Origin of the sequence: Haliscomenobacter sp. (genome assembly GCF_040403615.1) — a bacterium.
Lineage (GTDB): Bacteria > Bacteroidota > Bacteroidia > Chitinophagales > Saprospiraceae > Haliscomenobacter.
Genome location: NZ_JBBAKG010000007.1, coordinates 52694 through 72383, shown reverse-complemented (window position 1 = coordinate 72383; position 19690 = coordinate 52694). Strand labels below are relative to the sequence as shown.

4 protein-coding genes are annotated in these 19690 nt (G+C 46.7%); all 4 read left to right on the top strand.

Annotated features, from left to right (window positions below; all coding sequences use genetic code 11):
* Positions 1 to 275: 275 nt before the first annotated feature.
* The 4 genes from ABW391_RS03910 to ABW391_RS03895 all read left to right on the top strand — a co-directional run bounded on the left by ABW391_RS03910 (position 276) and on the right by ABW391_RS03895 (position 19546).
* The gene (locus tag ABW391_RS03910) at positions 276 to 15176 is read left to right on the top strand and encodes a GEVED domain-containing protein (RefSeq protein WP_353480520.1); all 14901 of its coding nucleotides are present in this window, start codon (positions 276 to 278) and stop codon (positions 15174 to 15176) included.
* A gap of 98 nt (positions 15177 to 15274) precedes the next feature.
* Complete coding sequence (locus ABW391_RS03905; RefSeq protein ID WP_353480519.1) at positions 15275 to 15766, top strand: T9SS type A sorting domain-containing protein; 492 nt, start codon at positions 15275 to 15277, stop codon at positions 15764 to 15766.
* Positions 15767 to 15816: 50 nt separating this feature from the next.
* Positions 15817 to 17631 carry a DUF8740 domain-containing protein gene (locus ABW391_RS03900; RefSeq protein ID WP_353480518.1) on the top strand — a complete coding sequence of 605 codons (1815 nt, stop codon included), beginning with the start codon at positions 15817 to 15819 and terminating at the stop codon, positions 17629 to 17631.
* 43 nt (positions 17632 to 17674) lie between these two features.
* The gene (locus ABW391_RS03895; RefSeq protein WP_353480517.1) at positions 17675 to 19546 is read left to right on the top strand and encodes a DUF8740 domain-containing protein; all 1872 of its coding nucleotides are present in this window, start codon (positions 17675 to 17677) and stop codon (positions 19544 to 19546) included.
* The last annotated feature ends 144 nt before the right edge of the window (positions 19547 to 19690 follow it).

Below are 19690 nucleotides of genomic sequence, written 5' to 3'. Positions count from 1 at the left end.
AAAATAAAAACGACTAAATAGTTGAAACAAAAAAACTACATCAAATAAAAAAAAGCCTATATTCTATGCTAGATATTCTGGTTTAGCTTACCTTCGCAGGGAACTATTTTTTTTGACGACCTTCGATGTTATTCTAAAAACAATGGTTGCTGTTCCAAGACGATCAGCATTGATATGTTAGCAACCATTTTTTAGAACTTGAATCGCAACACCTTCAAGCTTTAAGCGGCTTGATTTATGTCGATATTAACGCTATTTTTATAAATCGGTATCTCATGAAAAGACCCTTACTTTTTAGCAATCCTTCTTCGGGGATTTCCTTTGCTACCCTTGTGCTCGATAGAGTGCGAAGGTTAAATGGTTTACCCATCAAGATCACCCTGACTTTGATGGGTTTGCTGTTTATTGGTTCAGCCTTGGTTGGTCAGACATTGACCACCCCCAATACAGTCAATCCAACGACGTATTGTGTAGGGGATCCGATATCAGTGCCTTATGATTATGTGGCTGGAGGTGCTGCAACTACGCGAACCCTTCAAGCCCAATATTCACCCACAGGAAATCTTTTAAGCTGGGTCAACGTCGGAAGTACCGTAAACCTTACAAATACCAACACGACCAACGCTAGTGGCAATATTTCTTTTACCATTCCAACGAATAACCCGGGTGGTTTTCCAGCTGGAAATACTTATCGGGTTCGGGTAATCTCTGGGGTATTGGGTGTTCTTGACGACAATAATGTAAACCTCACCATCAACTACCCAAGCATTAACGCCCCCACTTTGAACCCCAACCGGGCCTCTTATTGTGTAGGTGATGTCATTAGCGTGGGCTATACAGTATCCACTTGTAATTTTGCAGCTACCAATACCTTTAGTTTGCAACTGAGCAAAACCAGCGCAGGGGCATTTACGAGCCCTATCAATGTTACGGGTACTTCCAATAGCAACACGACGTCTGGTACTTTTTCGAACATTACCATTCCAGGGGTATCCTCGGGTACTTATCGATTCAGAGTTGTGGGCAGTGAGGGCAATGTCCTTGGAACCGCATCCGCTCCATTCGAGATCAGGAATGGTGCTATCGACAACATGGAGATCAGTGGCACCAAGTTTTGCCAAGGCCAAAGTTTTACCAAAAATTTTATATTCGCAAATGAGACCTTTGGAGCAAACAACGAATTTCTCGTTCAGTTGAGTAATGCTGCGGGCGTTTTTGACCCAGCATTTCCTAATTCAACCATCATTGGCAGACTCAAGAGTAATGTAGGTACCTTACAAGACATCACATATACCATACCTTTTAATGCAGTGGGTGGCGATGGGTATAAAATTCGCCTGGTAGCCACTTTGGCCCCCGCAGGACCAATTTTTGGTTGTGAGTTCGGGGACTATCAAATCCGTGGTCCACGTCCGTTAGGCATTTTAGACAATTTTGACGCTTGCTTATTGGGCGATCCTTCCTTTAGTACCACTTCAACTCCAGCACTGGGCGGGTTGAATTACACCTGGCAAAAAATCTGTGCCCTCCCTTTTACAAATTCTGCGGCCGGGCTTGATCCCATGAATAAAACGGTACTGAGTTTGTACGCTGCCAATGGGAACATCTACGCTGGAACCGGAAATGGATTAGCCGTTTCTACTGACGGTGGTTTAACTTTCACACCTAGGCTTCCAGGATGGGACATCAAAGATGTCTTTGCCAACGGTACTTTTACTTATGTTGCTACTACATTAGGCATCCGTAGAAGTACAAGTACCGATGGATCGGCAGCGTTCACTAATGTGCTCATCAATGGTGGGCTCCCCATCAATGCAATATTTGCATCTTCAACCAAGGTTTATGCAGCCAGCAACAATGGATTGTATGTGTCGACCGATAATGACGGCGACTCCTTCAATGCTGCGCCTGATTTTTTAAATGGCATCGCAGTCAACGATGTTTTTGTGGATGCCAATAATAATGTTTATGCCGCCACTGAAAATGGCTTGGCCATCCTCTACGATGGTGCGAGTTCGTTTGTCACCATCACCGGCAGCGGCCTTGGAGACAATTACATCAACTCGGTATTTGTTACAGGTGGCATTATCTATTTAGGTACGGCTAATGGGGTATCTACCTCAACCAACGGTGGATTGACTTTTTCAAATGTGGTGGTTGGTCTAGGTAATGCCAACGTCTCCGATGTCATTGTTTCGGGAGGACTCATTTATGCAGCAACACCTGGAGGATTGTCCGTCGCCAATGTAGGTTCCAATAAATACACCAACTATACGGATCAGGATGGCCTGGGGCAAAACACCATCTTTAGTGTAACCGTACTGGGCACTAACGTTTTTGCAGGCAACCTCAATGGGGTATCCAAAGGATTGCTTAGTCCGGCCAGTGCTGGAGGCACTAATGCCAATACGTTTAGCATCACGGACATCAATTACCCGAATGCAAACTGTAAATTTCAGGTGCTGGTAGAAAATGATGGTTGTTTCGCCACTTCCAATATTGCCTCTATCAATAACATTCCGCCTCAAATCACGGTGACCAATGTTTTGCCCACCACGGGATGTTTCAAAGAGGATGGCGAATTTACCATCACGGGTTTGATTCCCAATTTGGCGTATAAGTTATTTTATACTGGCCCAGTGGGTTCCCCTCAAGGCAATCCTGCATCCAATATGGATGTGACTACGGATGCTATGGGCAAAATCCGGATCAAGTTTTTAAGAGCAGGAACGTACAATGACATCTATGTCCAGAGTACGGTAGCTCCTTTCTGTAGATCCAATGAATTCGACAATATTGTCATCAATACGCCGCCGCTGCCAGTGGTAGCTGTTCCAGGGATTCCAAATGAGGTGTGTAGGGGTGAAAACGTCACGATACCCATGCCGCTTCAGGTGGCTCCGCTAGAATACCGTTGGTATACCAATGCGCTGGGTACGATACCGGCGAATCCATCTACTTCACTGGGTGACTATACCATCGTCAACCCAACAGCACCTGGAGGATCGCGGTGGGTAAGGATACGCAATACGGTAACCGAGTGTTTTAGCAGCACTTTAGCCAAGGTCGATTATGTGGTAAACGAAAGACCGGTCATCAGTGCTGCCAAGCTTGAGCCAAATACGGCGGTTTCAACCGACGGTCAAATCACGATTTCCGTGTTGCCAGCGGGTAATTATACGCTCACGTATACCCATCCAACGCTTGGTGCACAAGCAATCGGGCCACAAGCTGCTCCGTTTGTCATCACTGGTTTGGGGGTTGGCAATTACACCAATTTCCAGGTGGTTTCCCCAGCCACAACTTGTGCGTCTAACATCATTACATCGTGTCCACTCGTTGGGCCTCCCCCACCAGATGTGATCAGCACGGCAAAATTACAGACGGTCGTTTGTGAAATTCCAGGGGTTGCCGGAGGTTACCTACAAAAAGTAACCGATCCAACTTGTGCCAGCAGTGATGCCATTCTGGATGGAGTAGGTGCGATTGCGGTAGGGCGGATTCGTCAAACCCAGGAAGATCCTGCCAATACCAATGAAAAGGTAGAAATGCGGGGTTGGATCAAATTTAATTTGAGCGCTATTCCTAAAAATGCCACCATTGAAAAAATCGAATACCGCCCTAAAACCATTTTGGGTGGTTTCCAAACCGTGTGCGAAGTAGATGTACTGGCGCTCCCACCAAATCAGGGTGCTACGGGTGACATCAAATTTGACATCACCCAGGTTGCTGACAACAATTACGCACCAGCGGGCACTGGCTACAACGGATTCAACTCAACCGCTTACAATGATCTGTTCGAAGTCAAGTACAACGATTTTGTCATTGGTTCTGAGGCAACTGGCCCACATACCGACCTGGGTGCGCAAGGGGTTATTGATGCCCAAAGACGTTTAATCGGTGATGGTTTCTTCCAGTTGGGTCTGACCCTTTCGGGTACTGATTTCGATGTACCAGTTTACCAATTCCACGGTAAAGTATTTGACATATCGAGTGAGCACCAATTGTGCATCACCTATACCTTGCGCGATTATGGTGATTTACCTGAGCCAAAATTCGCTACCGATTTGGCGGGTGGTTTGGTGGGGCCAAGCCACATCATCAACTTGATCGACATCAATACCGATCCTTTTGTAACCAATCTTCAGCCTCCGATGTTTATGGGCCTTACGCCTCCCGACGGGGAAGCAGATGGCAAACCTTCTTTGTTTGCTGATGGGGACAATAATAGCGGTGTAGTTCCATCAGACGAAGACATCAATATCACCTGGTTCAGCAACCCCGCTACTGATGACTCCTTGATTGCCGGTAATACGATTACCTTGAGCTTCCCGGTAACCAATAACTTGCTTGAGCCAGTAAATGTCATCGCATTTTTTGACTGGAACAACAACGGGGTTTTTGAAAACGACACCGAGCGTTTCAGCACCACCGCTCCTCCAGGAGCAAGTACGGTGACCTTTTTGAACCTGCAAATCCCCATTTTTGCAACTGGCAACGTTGGGGTACGGGTACGGATGACCTCCGGGGCAGTATTCGACGCCTATGGCCCGGCACCCGATGGGGAAGTAGAAGATTATCTTTTGCGCGGTATCGCTGGTTTTGACTATGCGGACCTTCCGGACGCAGAACCTACTCTTACGCCTGGAGCTACTGCAGCAGGCAACTACGAGACGATTTTTGCTGTAAATGGATCTCGTGGTCCACGTCACTTGATCAATCCAAACCTGAGAATTGGCAATACGATTGATGCAGAATTAGATGGCCAACCCCAATCAAATGCATTTGGTGACGACATCAATGGCATCGATGATGAAGACGGCATCATTCAGCCAGATTCCGTGGTGAGAGGTAAACCTGCTCGCTTCAAAGTATTTGTAACCAATAAAACGAACAGTAATGCCTATTTAATAGGCTTTGTGGATTGGAACAATGACGGATCTTTTGAAGACGCATCGCCTAACCAAAAATCGGGGCCAATCACGATTGCTCCTGGCGCCAGTGGTTATTTCGACGTCATCTTTAATGTACCCGTTGATCCCAACCCACTACCGGAAAGAGTAGCGGCACGTTTCCGTTTGTTCAATGTAAATAACGCCTCCACGCTTTTGTCTACCGGACCAGCGCAAGGAGTAACCACAGACGTACAAGGTGAAGTAGAAGACTCCTGGGTAACCATCGTCGGCTACGACTGGGGTGACCTGGGTGAACCACGTTACATCACCGATGCCGAAGGTGGTCAGCCTGGGCCAAGCCACAAGATCTACGCGATTGACAACGGCGCTGGCCCAGTTACTTCCCTCTACATTGGCGCAACCCCACCCGATGCAGAACCAGAAGGTAATCCAAACCAGCCAGCTACTGGTGACGACAACAACGGAGTAGATGACGAGGATTTGAGTGCCAACAACTTCCTGAATCCTACTACGCTACTCCCCTACCCGCTTATTGCTACAGACAGCACAGTATTGCGGATTCCGGTTACCAACAATTTCACCAATAAAACCGCAACCCTCTGGGCCTTCATTGACTGGAATGGTGATGGTTTGTTCAATGGAGTAACTGAAACGTACCAACGTACAGTACCTGCTGGATTCATTGGCAACGTTAACTTCGGTATTCGCATTCCTAATATTGCTTCTTCAGATTCTATTGGTGTGCGAATTCGTCTAACTTCAGGCAATATCCTCGACGCCTATGGACAAGCACCCGATGGGGAAGTGGAAGACTTCATGGTAGAATTGCGTGGCGCAGAATATGGTGACTTGCCTGATGCAACTGCTGGTACAGGCAACAACGATTACCAAACCCGCCGTGTGTACAATGGTCCTCGTCACGGGGTGCCGGTAACTCCACTCGTATTCATTGGTAAAGTGATCGACACTGAAGCAGACGGACAACCTACCGAACGCGCAAATGGTGACGACAGCAACCAAATTCCTGATGACGAAGATGGAATCATTTTCCTCGGCCCATTGGTACCTGGTAGCACCGCTCAACTGTCGTTCTCAGGAACGAACAATACCGTTGACACAGCAACCCTGCACATTTGGGCTGATTGGAACAGCGACGGCATTCTGGAATATGTGGATAGCGTAGAAGTTGGACCTACAACTACGGTACTTGGTCAAATCGTCAATTTCAACGTCCCTGCCAATGCTACTTTTGCTGGTGGAAAAGTGTACTTCCGCTTCCGTTTCACTACGGATGCACCTTTCAATGGTGCACCAAGGCCTAACGGTTCAGCAGCAGACGGTGAAGTGGAAGATTACTTCCTGCCGATCTTCAAAATGGGCAATCTGGTCTGGGAAGACCGCAACAACAACGGCAAACAAGATGCTGAAGAAATCAACCTAGGCATCCAGAATGTACGCGTCGTGCTTCGTTTTGGTGGGGTTAATCCAATTACCGGACGTTGTGATTCCGTGAATCAAAATACAGCTGCCAACCCAAATACCATCGCTATCAGTGGTGGTGACGACCTGGTAAGGGATTCTATTTTGCAAGTATTTACTGATTCGTCCGGTTTGTATTGCTTCACCGGTTTGATTGAGGGTGTTTACCAAATCATTGCCTTAGACACCTTTGGTTTGACGCCTACTCGTTTTGACAACATCAAAAACGTAACCGAAGAAGACCTCGATAGTGACGGCAAACCGCTCAAAAATCCTTGGGCGTATGTAAGTGGCGACCGCAGACAATCGAAGAGCCAAATGTTCAAGCTTAAGATTGATCAAATAGGTACCGACGAAGAAGGCATCCTGGATCAAGGCAACCCACAATTGCTCGATCCGAACGCAGTTGGCGCACTTCCTGATGACAGGGTTGAGCAACGCATCGATTTTGGTTACGTAGGTCTGGATCTCGGCGATTTGGCCGAATCCGGCAATGATCCTTCGGTAACCAATTTTGTAACCACTGAAAATGGCCTCAAACCAGAAGGGCCTAAGCACATCGTTACTCCAGACTTGCGTTTGGGCAATTGCCAGGATGTAGAATGGCTGGGCCAACCTGACGCCGACGCAGGAGCAAATTTCAAGCCCGTTCCGGTTGTACTGGGCGGTGGCGATGATCCGATTGCGGATTTCAGCAACTATCCTAATTTCCCATACGATCCTTCACAAGGACGCCGCTGGCCATTCCACGATTCGACCAAAGTTTGTGGCGACGACGAAGACGGCATCAGGTTCCTAACACCAATGGTAGCTGGTTACGACGCCATCCTCTCAGTTAAGTACAGTGCAAAAATCAACTTCAACGGCCCGGATGCTTATTTGCATGCGTGGTTTGACTGGAACGGTGACGGAAACTTCGACAATGGGGCAGGCACTATTGACAAGGACGAACACATCATTTTTTACAAAAGAGATGGTGTAGTAGATGCCAACATGCTTGAAGCCAATACCAAAGCAGTCAAACTGGAAATGAGTTACCTCACTTCCGCCAATGACTCGATCACGTTGACCTTCAAGGTTCCTGCTGATGTCAAATACAACAATGGCAACATCTTGTCTCGTTTCCGCATCAGCTTTGATCCTCAATTGGGACCAAACGGAATCCTGGCCGCCAATCTAAACTTTCCTGATCCACAACCAGGAGCAGGAAACACCAGCGTACCTGGTGGCATTATCCCTTATGGCGAGGTAGAAGATTACTTCATTTCCCTCTCTAAAGTGGGCAATACTGTATTCGAAGACCGCGATTACGACGGTTACCAGGATGTACTTGAGCCAGGCATCAAAAATGTACCGATCACTTTGCAATTCGCAGGTGCTGACGGTATTTTGAACAATGGTGATCCATACGAATTCACTTATCGCGATACAACCGACGCCAATGGCCGCTACTATTTCTGCGGTTTGATTGGCAACGTCGATCCTTCTGGTATTCCGAATCCAGTATACCGGATCATTGTTGACGATCCAGCGGGCATGACGGCTACGTTCAACAACCCAGATCCATCTGATGATTCTTGCATCGATGACAACAGCAACGGCGACGACCTGTTGATTGACAACCGCATCACTGCCGATACTTTCAGCATTACCAATCCAATGGCCTTGTGCCTGGATGAAAATGCTCCACGCAATGATGTAGGTGGTTTATTGGCTGGCAATAACCTGCCCAACCCCACTGCTGTGGATGCCTTGAACAACTTCCCAGACAACCAATACGACGAAACCCGCGACTTTGGTTACACCGGATTTGATTACGGGGATCTGCCGATCACTTCCATCCTGCCTGGTTCTAAATACCTGACCCTGCGCGATTCAATGAACGCCTTGTTCAGTGGTAAATTTGGCCCACGCCACGCCATCCAGCCTCGCCTATACTTGGGTAAAGGTGTAGATGGTGAACTAAACGGTAAGCCAGACGCAGACGCAGGCAGCAAAGCCGGCGGTGACGACGATGACCAGGGTGCCTTCAAAAAAGGTGTAACAGCAGATGATGAAACAGGTGTTCGCTTGCTTTCTCCGCTGCTCCCTGGTGAATACGCTTACATCAAAGTCAACTATACTTCTCAGGATACTTCAGCAGGTGGCTATGTGAACCGCACTGCCTACCTCGATGCCTTCATCGACTGGAACGGCAACGGAGTGATGGACATTCCTGCGGAAAAAGTAGAGTTTACGCATCAATCTACTTCGGCCAATGCTCTGTTGACAACCAATAACATTGCCGATATCACCGATACCCGCACGGCAATTTTGCCTGGAACGGGCGCAAACGGTGTGGACAGTACCATCCTAGCCTTCAGAGTACCAACAACTGCCGTCTTTGACTCAGGAACGGTATTCATGCGCTTCCGTTTGGGTTGGACCAATTATGCAACGGCTTTCCCGAATGCTTTCCCGAACGGTTTGGGCGCAGACAACAACATCTTCCACATGACGGCATCGCCTTATGTGAAGTCTTTTGAAAACAACCTGCCATCCAACCCAATTTTGGCTCCGCCAAACAATTGGACGGATGCCCCTGGCAATACAGGAAGATATCCATACCCACAAGGGGAACTGGAAGATTATGCCATTCCAGTTGCCAAAATTGGCAACCTGGCCTGGTTCGATCACGATGTATTTGGAGACCAGGATGCCAGTGAAGATGTGGTTGACTCTTTGCACCTCGTACTCATCTGGGGTGGTGTAAATGGTACTACTGGTGCATTTGACACCGTGGGTTACCAAACCAGCTTGTCTTCGCTCGGATCAATAACTGACATCTTGTACAACCGTACGATTGCACCACCTTCCGTGGGTACTTATGCTCCTGGGGCATTGGTTAAAACGGGTATTTCTCCAGCAGCAGACAGCGGTTTGTATTCCTTCCGCGGTTTGATCCCGGGCATTTACTACGTATTGCCGATTAAGTACTTCGCAACCGACAGTGCTTCATTTGTCAATGCCTGGCCGAAACACCGCGTGGTGACCCTCCAGGATAATCCAGGGGTAGACGACAACAACGACAGTGATGGTTTGACCAAAGGGGTTGCCGGAACCAGCAAAGGCCCTGGTGCTTTTGTGAAAATCACCGACAGCAACAGCCGTCAACCTGAAGTAGAGGTCAACGACCGTCCAATTGGCGAAAATGGCAAACGCGATGCCAATGACAACGCCAATCCATTTACTCCGGCCTTCTTCCCTGACAACCAGTGGGACAAGTCGGTAGACATTGGTTGGGTAGACGAGCCAAACGTAGAAGCAAGTATGGACATCGTTGGGGTGAACTTCCCAACCAGCCTGATCTGCGGCAACTTCAACGTGATCACTCACCTGTGCGTGAAAAACCCACAAGAAGTGCCACTGGATAGCTTCCAGATGTTCTTCAACCTCTTGAATGCTTACGGCCCAGCATTGTACACGGCTTCCAAGCCAATCGTGACCATTGTAGACAGCGCTTTTGTGACCAATTTGCCACATCAGAAGATCAGAAAGTCTTCATTGGTTAACTTCAAAACTGCAGTCAATGCGAAGCCGAAGGACTTGCTGGTGGTAAACCCCAACTACAATGGTACAACTGATACCAAGTTGTTGTTGCCAACTTCTGAGAATGCCACCTTCCTGCTCCGTGGTGATTCAATATTGTGTGTACAAATTGAGTTCGAAATTGATCCAACCAAAGACGCGGCTTATCCATGGATGTTGTCTGCCTCTGTCACTGCACGTGCCATTGGTTTCGATAAATCAAATGGCAACAAGCGACCATTGACCGACTTCCGTTTCTTCCACCCACGCTTTGGCAAATCCATTGTGGCATTCGACTCTACCGATGAGTTCGACGATCCAATGCCGATGGCCAACTTGGCATATCCTGCTGGTGGTGATGGTATCCTCTTCGAGGGTATGGTGGCTGACCGTGGTTTGAAAGGGGATTATCAACTGCCTTATGTTTCACCAAACGTAACTGGCCGTGATAAATACGCAGATGAGGATGACAAGGCCATCATGAACGACTCTTGCTGGTTCAAGACGAAGTGGAATAGTGGCTACAAAGAATTCCAAATTGCATTGGATGCCAATTGTGAAGCTGTTGTGAACGCAGATTTGCTGGTGCCCAACTTCATCGCAGCTTGTGGTTTTGATAAGTACCCAATGGGGAGCTACTACCGCGTGATCATTCAGGATAAATGGACAGAAGAAACCCTTTGGGCTTCAGTAGATCGGGTACCATTTGATGTGCAGAAGTACCGCGATCGTACCTTGATCTACAAAGTGAGAAGTGTTGCCAACCATTGTAACGTGATCTGGGGACCAATCATCTTTGTGGATAAGATCGCACCAATCGTTACTTGTCCTCCGAATACATCGCGCAAATTGAATGCTACGAATCAGATCACTGGTACATACACCTTTGTCTGCTCTGATGTAGACAGTATCTACAATGTAGCGAAGTCTTGGACCAATGTCAACTATCCTTATTATACTGGTGTAGCAACTGCTACAGACAATTGTGACATACCGAGGTTGATCAATGTCAAGGATGAAATTGAGTACCTTGCTGATTGCAATGCTTCAGCTGCTCAAGGTTATATCTACGCACAGATTCGCCGTACTTTCACCTTCCAGGATATAGCCGGTAACAAGGCAAATTGCAGCCAGTTGATCAACATCTACCGTCCGGTCATCAACCTTCCTTTGTGCAAAATTGAAGTACCGAATGACAAAGCGAAAGGAGACAATTTGATTCTACCTGCTGATTTGGCGGGTAAGAAATACAACATCGCTGAAAGTGTGCCTTACTACATCAACGGTGCAGGTAAGAAGGTTTTCATTACTGGAAAAGACTACTGTGGTTTTGCCTTCAACTACACGGATGAAGTTTCCTTCTCTACGGGTCAAGGCCTGTGTGGTAAGAAGATCATCCGTACCTGGTCAATATTTGACTGGTGTTATGGAACCGGAACTGCTTATCCAAACTACTTGATCCAGCCAGCAACCGGCAACGATTGTTACGCTGAAAGTATCTGGAGTGGTGGCCGCTATACCTGGCAACAAACCATCATTGTAGGTGATAGTGAAAGACCAATCATTACTGCACTGGATGTTGATAAGGATGGTAAAGTAGGTGCCTATACTGGTGCCCCTCAAGCCAATCCAAAAACAGCTACTACAACTTATGATCCAGATGACGTACTGGAATTCTCTACTGGCCCGATGGATTGTACTGGTGGATTTTTATTCAACCGCTCCAGCTTCAATGTAATTGAGCAAAGCGACTGGTGCTACGAAATCCGCGTAGTTGAGCGTGTAGCCATCCTTGACCTGGATGAGCGCCCCACTGGTGTATTCGTGCTCAAAACTGATCCAGGTGTGAAAGTAACTGGTGACTGTGCGAAAGGTTACACCGTATCTGGAGTGCCAATCCTTGGCGACTGGTTTGTAGAAGTGCGGGTTTACGATGCATGTTATCAAGATAGTGTTGTTTGGATTCCTGTACGCATCGTAGACAAGATTTCGCCAGTAGTGAAGTGCGACGACAAATTGAACATTACCCTCGATAATCAGGGTAACGGCTTTGTTGCAGCCAAAGACCTGGATGAAGGGAGCTGGGACAACTGTAAGTTGATGTGGGTAAAAGTACGCCGTCCGGTAAGAGATGCTTGTGTAGCGACCATGTTGAAATTCCCACGGGTGGTCGACGCGAATAAGAATGGCAAGCTTGATCCTTATGATCCTTCTAAAGGACTGCTTGACCTGAATAACAATGGCAAAGCAGACGATTACGATTACATCGACCTCAACAGCAACGGAACTCCGCAAATCGAAGAATACTTTAGCATTGGTGAATACTTCACGAAAAATCCACCAGCTACTGGTAATGGATTGGGCATGATTATGACGCCATTGATGGATACCATTCCATTCTTCTGCTGTGATGGAAGTGCGCTGATGGTTGAACTTTGGGCTCAGGACAAATTTGGAAACCGCAACTTCTGTTGGAACAACATCCAGGTAGACGACAAAACGCCAATTCAGTGTCTTGCTCCTTGGGAAGTTACCATCTATTGCAATGATAAGAACCTCGAGTTTATTGACGATAGAGTAAAATCAGCCAGAGTATTTGGCGATGTCATCATCAACAGTGGTGCAGTTTGTATCCAGGCAGATACTGCATATAGTACAGTGAAACGCCTGAAGTGTGGTGCTGGTACCATTGAACGGATTTGGGTATTGACCAAACAAACGGCGAAGGGACCAATCACCACGACTTGCAAACAAATCATCCGGGTACTGCCGCTGCGCGAATACAACATCTGCTTCCCTAAAGACGTAGATCAACGCGATTGCAAAGCACCAGTGATTGATACCGCCTTTACCAAGGAATTGGGTTGCGATATCCTGGCCGTCAATGTGACCGACAAGCGCTACGATGCATCAAATGATGAGTGCTACAAAATCTTCCGTACTTACACCGTCATCGACTGGTGTGCTTACGACGACAACTGTGGTGATCCTACTGCTGAAGGAATTGTATATGTGGTAGACCGCAGTTACAACAATTACGGTAAAACGCCAATCTATGTGCTGGTACGCGATGCCGACCGGAATCAGCGCGAAGAGTTTTACTTGTCTCTCAATGAAACGCCAAACGAAGGCAATGTTTCTGATAGCAGAGTAGCCACTGGCAACGACGAAGCGTTCGTGCCTGCTTATTGTGAAAATGCCTTCAGCGGCAATCCATACGGCTTGCCCGTTGGTGAGTTCTACCACGCCTTCCAGTACACCCAGATCATCAAAGTGTACGACGAAGTGAAACCAGTGGTAACGGGTGATCAAGCCAAATTCTGCATCCGCGAAGGTGGAGATTGTCTAGCCAACATCAAAATGATTGTCAAAGGAACCGACAATTGCACTGACCAGGTGACTTTGGAAACCAACTTGCTCGCCATTGCACCGTTCCAAACCCGCGATGCGGGCAGCTTGATCGGCTACTCAACTCCACGTTGGAGTGTCAAGACCCTTGCTGGTGGTCAATTCGAGATCAACGTGAGCAACTTGCCTCAAGGCAAGCACGACTTGATTGTGGTGGTTCGCGACGAATGTGGCAACCTGAGTGAACCAACCCGCATTCCATTCACCGTCGAAGACTGCAAAGGCCCTGCACCAATCTGTATCAACGGACTCAGCACCAGCCTCATGCCTGACGGCAACGGCAGTGGAATGATCACCGTGTGGGCAACCGACCTGGTGGCTTCCAAAATATTCGATTGCAATGGCCAAGGTCCTGAAACCAACGGCAGCGGCAAATTGGTGACCAAATACTCGATCAACCGCGTCGGTAGTCCAGCAGTGGACAACCAGACCAGCTTGAGCTTCAATTGCAAGGACGCAGGCAAGATCATACAGGTAGAATTGCACGCTTGGGACAATGCCGGCAACCAAGACTTCTGTGTAACCTTCATTGAAGTCCAAGACAACCGCAAGATTTGCAACACTGGAGATCCTGCTGTGGCAACCATCTCCGGTTTGATTGCTACGGATGAATCTGAACCTGTATTTGGGGTATCTGTTGATGTAAGTGGAGCCAGCACCCTGAAGCAAATCACCGCCAATTCTGGTGCATATGCCTTCAGCAACCTGACCAAAGGTGCAGACTTCTCTTTGAGTGCACAACTGGACAAAGACCACGTCAACGGGGTTTCTACCTTCGATTTGGTTCTAATCCAAAAGCACATCCTCGGTACCAAGTTGATTGACAATCCTTACCGCCAAATCGCAGCTGACGTCAACAATTCCAAATCGATCAGTACTTTGGACATGATCCAGATTCGGAAATTGATCCTGCAAGTGGATGATAAATTCAAGAGTGTACCAAGCTGGAAGTTTGTCGATGCAGCCTACCGATTCCCGGATGCTTCCAATCCTTTTGGAGCGGAATATCCTGAGGTCATCAACGTCAACAACTTGACTGGCAACGTCAAAGCAGACTTTGTCGCCATCAAAATGGGGGATGTCAACGGAAACGCAGCAACTGCCAATGGAATAGCTGCAACTGAAATTCGTACCAACCGCCAGCTGTTGTTGGTTGCCGAAGAACAAGCCATGAAAGTGGATGGCAGCTACGAAGTAGCCATTCGCGCCAAGGACTTGCAAAACATCCAGGGATACCAGTTTACGCTCACTTATGCGCAAAACCTGGTAGAATTGGAAGGCATCGAATACGGTGTAACTAAGGCCGACAACTTTGGAATTTTCAAAGACAAAGGTGCAATCACCACCAGCTGGAACCTGAACTCAGGTGTAGGTGCAGCGGGCAACGAGGTGTTGTTTACCTTGAAATTGAAGGCCAAAGCCAACACCAAACTGAGCGAAGTACTCAACATCAGCAGCCGCCTGACGCCTGCCGAAGCCTACGACAAGGAGAATGAAACCATTGGTGTGAAACTGTCTTTTGGCGAAATTGCCACCCAAGACTTCGCGGTACTGCGCCAGAACACCCCCAACCCTTTCAGCGATGAAACCTCAGTTGGTTTCTACCTGCCCAAAGCGGCCAAGGGTATCCTGACCATTCGCGACACCAAGGGAAGTTTGATCTACCGCGTCAACGGAACTTACAGCAAAGGCGAAAACAAAATTATACTGAAGCAAGCAGAATTGAGAGCAAGTGGAGTCTTGTACTACACCCTCGAAACTGCCGACTTTATCGATACCAAAAAGATGATTCTTTTGAACCGTTAAAATCACGGATGCGCTATTATGCCTTGCCACTGTTGAGGTGAATTTTTCACTCGATGGCGGCAAGGTCATAAAGCGGCCCTCCACCAATAGTTACAATTATGAAATGTCATTCATTAGTTTTGGTTGGAACCCTGGTCTTCAGTGCCGTACTAGGTAAAGCTCAATCTTTGTCGCCAGAGGTCATCAGTAGCGCTGGAGGTAAAATGCAAGCAGGTAGAATTCAATTGGCCTGGACTTTAGGCGAAACTGCAGTGGCTCGTTGGACATCCCCACAAGGGTTTGTCACTGAAGGTTTTCACCAGCCTATTTTAGAAGTGACATTATTACCTAAATATACTGCTCCAACTGTTCGCATTGCCCCTAACCCGGTTCAATCAACGCTGAATGTACAGCTACAAGAACCAAATAAGCAAAGCTTGTTTGCCAATTTGGTGGACGTAGGAGGTCGTGTACTCATCAATCGTACGGCCTTGCAGTTGGGCAACACAGAACTAGACCTGAGCAATTTACCCTCTGGTGTATATTTCTTGAATGTAATGCACCAGAGCGGACAACCAGTTGAGGTATTTAAAGTCGTTAAAACACACTAAGTATATCCTTTGAACCGTAAATTTCTAATGCATCAAAATTGCCTTTTGATATGAAAAAAATTCTACTTTCGCTCATCTTCGCCAGTTTTATTGGCGCACTTGTACTAACTGCGCAAAGTACCTCCCAGGGCATCAACTATCAGGCGGTGGCGCGTGATGCTTCTGGTCAGATCATTGCCAATCTTCCCATTTCACTAAAAATTTCGCTGGTTTCCAAAAACGGAGCCCAAGCCGAATATTTTAGCGAGACCCATCAGGTTCAAACCGACAACAATGGTTTGTTCAAAATTATCATTGGAGAAGGTAAAGATGCCAGTGGTAAATTGTCAGAGGTACCTTGGTCTAAAGACCAGGTTTGGCTCAATATTGGTGTTGACACCAAAGGTGGAAAAAATTACGATTTGGTCAGCTCTGCCAAGTTGCTATCCGTACCATATGCATTCCATGCAACTACCGCCTCACAAATTGTAGACAATTCTACGTCTATCGATTTACCCACTGAAAAAAACCAGTCCATTTATTGGACTACTGGTGGAAACACCAATACGCGCCCAGCCACCCACTTTCTGGGTACGCGCGACAATCAGGATTTGATTTTAAAGACCAACAATACAACCCGGGTTAAGCTGACAAAAGAGGGTCAAATGCAGATCAAAAGTGGTGTTGATGGTGCGGATGATAAAATTGGATCTTATCCCCTCACGATTGAAGGTAGTAAACAAGGTATCTGGATTACGATCAAGGGTCTGCGCAGTTCGGGCAATAATTTTGTAACATTCGCAGATGATGTAAATACCTGGGGTGAAATTGAGGGACAGACCTTGGATGAACTCAAATCAAGCTGGGATTATAAAAGTCAAATTGCTTTATTTACCCTTTCTGCGATTTCACTTGCAGCAAATTCGGTTGCCTTTGGTATTACCGCTGGTGGTTTGTATGCTTCCGGTTTTGGTGCGGCTGCGGGTGTAGGAGCCACATTGAGTCTGGCAGCCATTATCGCTGAGGCCATTTCATTGGGAATTGAAATTGACAATTGGATCACCAATACTGTTAATGCCGTAGGGGTCACCTATTCTTCCGGTGCGGGTGATTACGCAGAGTGGTTGGAACGCAACAAAGAAGAGCGTGATTTGAAATTTGGCGAAATTGTAGGTGTAAAAGGTGGCATCATTTCTTTGAACACGGAAGGTGTAGATCATTTCATGGTGGTGTCTCAGCGTCCAATTGTATTGGGCAAAGTGCCACCCAAAGAGCTGGAATATAAATTTGAAAAAGTGGCTTTCATGGGTCAAGTTCCCGTAAAAGTTTCTGGTTCAGTAGAAATAGGAGATTACATCATTCCTTCAGGTAACAAAGACGGTTTTGGTGTAGCGATTCACCCAGCCGATATGAAGGTTGGCGATTATGCTAAAATTGTGGGTGTGGCCTGGCAGGCTGCCAAAGATGCTCCCCTCAATTATGTCAATGTAGCTGTGGGTATCAATTCCAACGATTTGAGCAACAAAGTAGAAGAGTTGAACCAAAAGGTGGAGCAGATCATGGCCTACCTTGAGGGAAAAGCTCCACTGCAGGCTGATGGCCAACTTTTGGCAATTACTCCAGGTGTAAAACCTCAGACCACTTTCAATAAAATTTATACGGATGAGGAATTTGATGCGATGATTGATAACAATGCTCCTTTATTCAAGGATGCTTTTGCTCAAGCCAAAATTAAGTTGAGCAAGCAGGGTTTTGACTTGAATGCTCATCCACAGTTGGTCGAGTTTTTTGACAACCCAGTGCAAACGATGAAGGAAGTTCGTCGTGACCCTACATACCTGACCCAATGGGCACTGATCGATCAAAAAATTAAATCTAAAAAATAGAGGGAGTAAACTTGTTTATTTCACTCAATATAAATTTTAGATAATGAAAAGGATTTTATTTTTACTCTCGCTCCTTGTCTTGGTATTTCATTCTTTGGCTGCTCAAACCAGCCTGGGAATGACTTACCAAGCTGTTGCCCGCGATGAAACGGGTCAAATTTTATCAAATAAAACCCTTTCCCTCAAATTTTCTTTTTCCACTAAAGAAAAAGAAAATCAAAGTTATTATTCGGAAGTTCACCAGGTGACCACAGACGAATTGGGTTTGATTAACCTGGTGATTGGGGAAGGGAAAAACAATATTGGGGAACTGGCAGACATCCCCTGGGCAACTTATCAAGTCTGGTTGGATGTTGAAATGGATGCAACTGGCGGAAATAAATTCGCTTTATTGGGTAGTACCGAGTTGCAAACCGTACCTTATGCTTTTTATGCGGCTACTGCATCACAGCTAGTAAGTGAATCTACCGAGATTGAATTGCCTGTGGAGAAAAGTCAATCGATCTACTGGACTACATCAGGCAACACCCTGACCCGTCCTGAAACCCATTTTGTCGGTACTAAAGACGCTCAAAATCTGGTATTGAAAACCAACAATACCACCAGGGTTGTATTGACCTCTGGTGGCCAAATGCAAATAAAGAGTGGAGTGGATGGTAAAGATGATGACATTGCTGCTTATCCACTGACCATTGAAGGCAGCCAGCAAGGAATTTACATCACCATCAAAGGGTTGCGCAGTACGGCTAACGATTTTATGACCTTTGCCGATGATGAAAATACTTGGGGTCAAATTGAAGGCCGAACCTTGGATGAACTCAAAGACAGTTGGGAATATAAAAGTCAAATCGCGACCTTTACCCTGAATGCCATCTCACTTGCAGCAGGGGCAATTGCTGCGGGAATTGAAACGGCAGGACTGTTTACTGCTGCTGGACTTTCGGCGGCTACCATCATTTTCATTTGGCAGGTTCCTGGGTGGGCCCTAGCAGCAGCGGGCGCTACAGTTATCACCATTACCACCGCGGCAGAAGCCATTTCGTTGGGGATTGAAATTGACAATTGGATCACCAACACGGTCAATGGAGTGGGTGTTACCTACAACTCTGGTGCCGGAGATTATGCTGAGTGGCTTCGGCGTAGCAATAAAGTGAGGGATTTACAATATGGGGAGATCGTAGGTGTAACTGGAGGCGTCGTTTCCCTCAATACCAATGATGCACAACACATTATGGTGGTATCCAAACAGCCGATTGTTTTGGGCAATGCACCCCAGCCCAATGCCAAACACTTGTTTGAAAAAATTGCTTTTATGGGGCAAGTACCCGTTAAAGTAGCTGGCAAAGTAGAAATTGGAGATTATATTCTCCCCTCTGGAAACTTCGACGGACTTGGGATCGCCGTGAATCCAAAGGACATGAAAATTTCTGACTTTTCCAAAATTGTAGGCGTCTCTTGGGAGATAGTCAATGACGAATCCATGCTACACTACGTCAATGTTGCGGTTGGATTAAAAAACAATGCCCTGGCGCCAAAGGTGGATGAAATTTCAAACAAGGTCGACAACATTATTGCTTACCTTGAAGGGCGTGGTGCCTTACGCCCAGAAGGGATCACTAACAACCTGACAACTAATGGCAGCAATTTAGCTCCTGGTTCAACTACGGCCACCAAGCAATTTACGGATGCAGAATTTGATAAAATGGTTGACCTCAATGAGCCATTGTTCAAGCAAATCTATGCCAAGGCAAAAACGCAATTGATTGCACAAGGTTATGATTTGAGCGCTCATCCTGAATTAAATGAATTTTTGGACAACCCAGTGCCAATGATGAAAAAATTGCGCCGTGACCCTGATTTACTTACGCAATGGTCAATGGTTGATAAAAAGATCCAAAAAGAATTGAAGAAATAAGATCTTTTTCATAAATACCTTCACTAACGCCACCTAAGGAAAATGCTTTAGGTGGCGTTTTTTATTTTTTATACAATTTCTTAACCTAGAAAATTTCGAAGTTTATCCCTGGAGTCATATCTTTGTATATAACCTAAATACTGT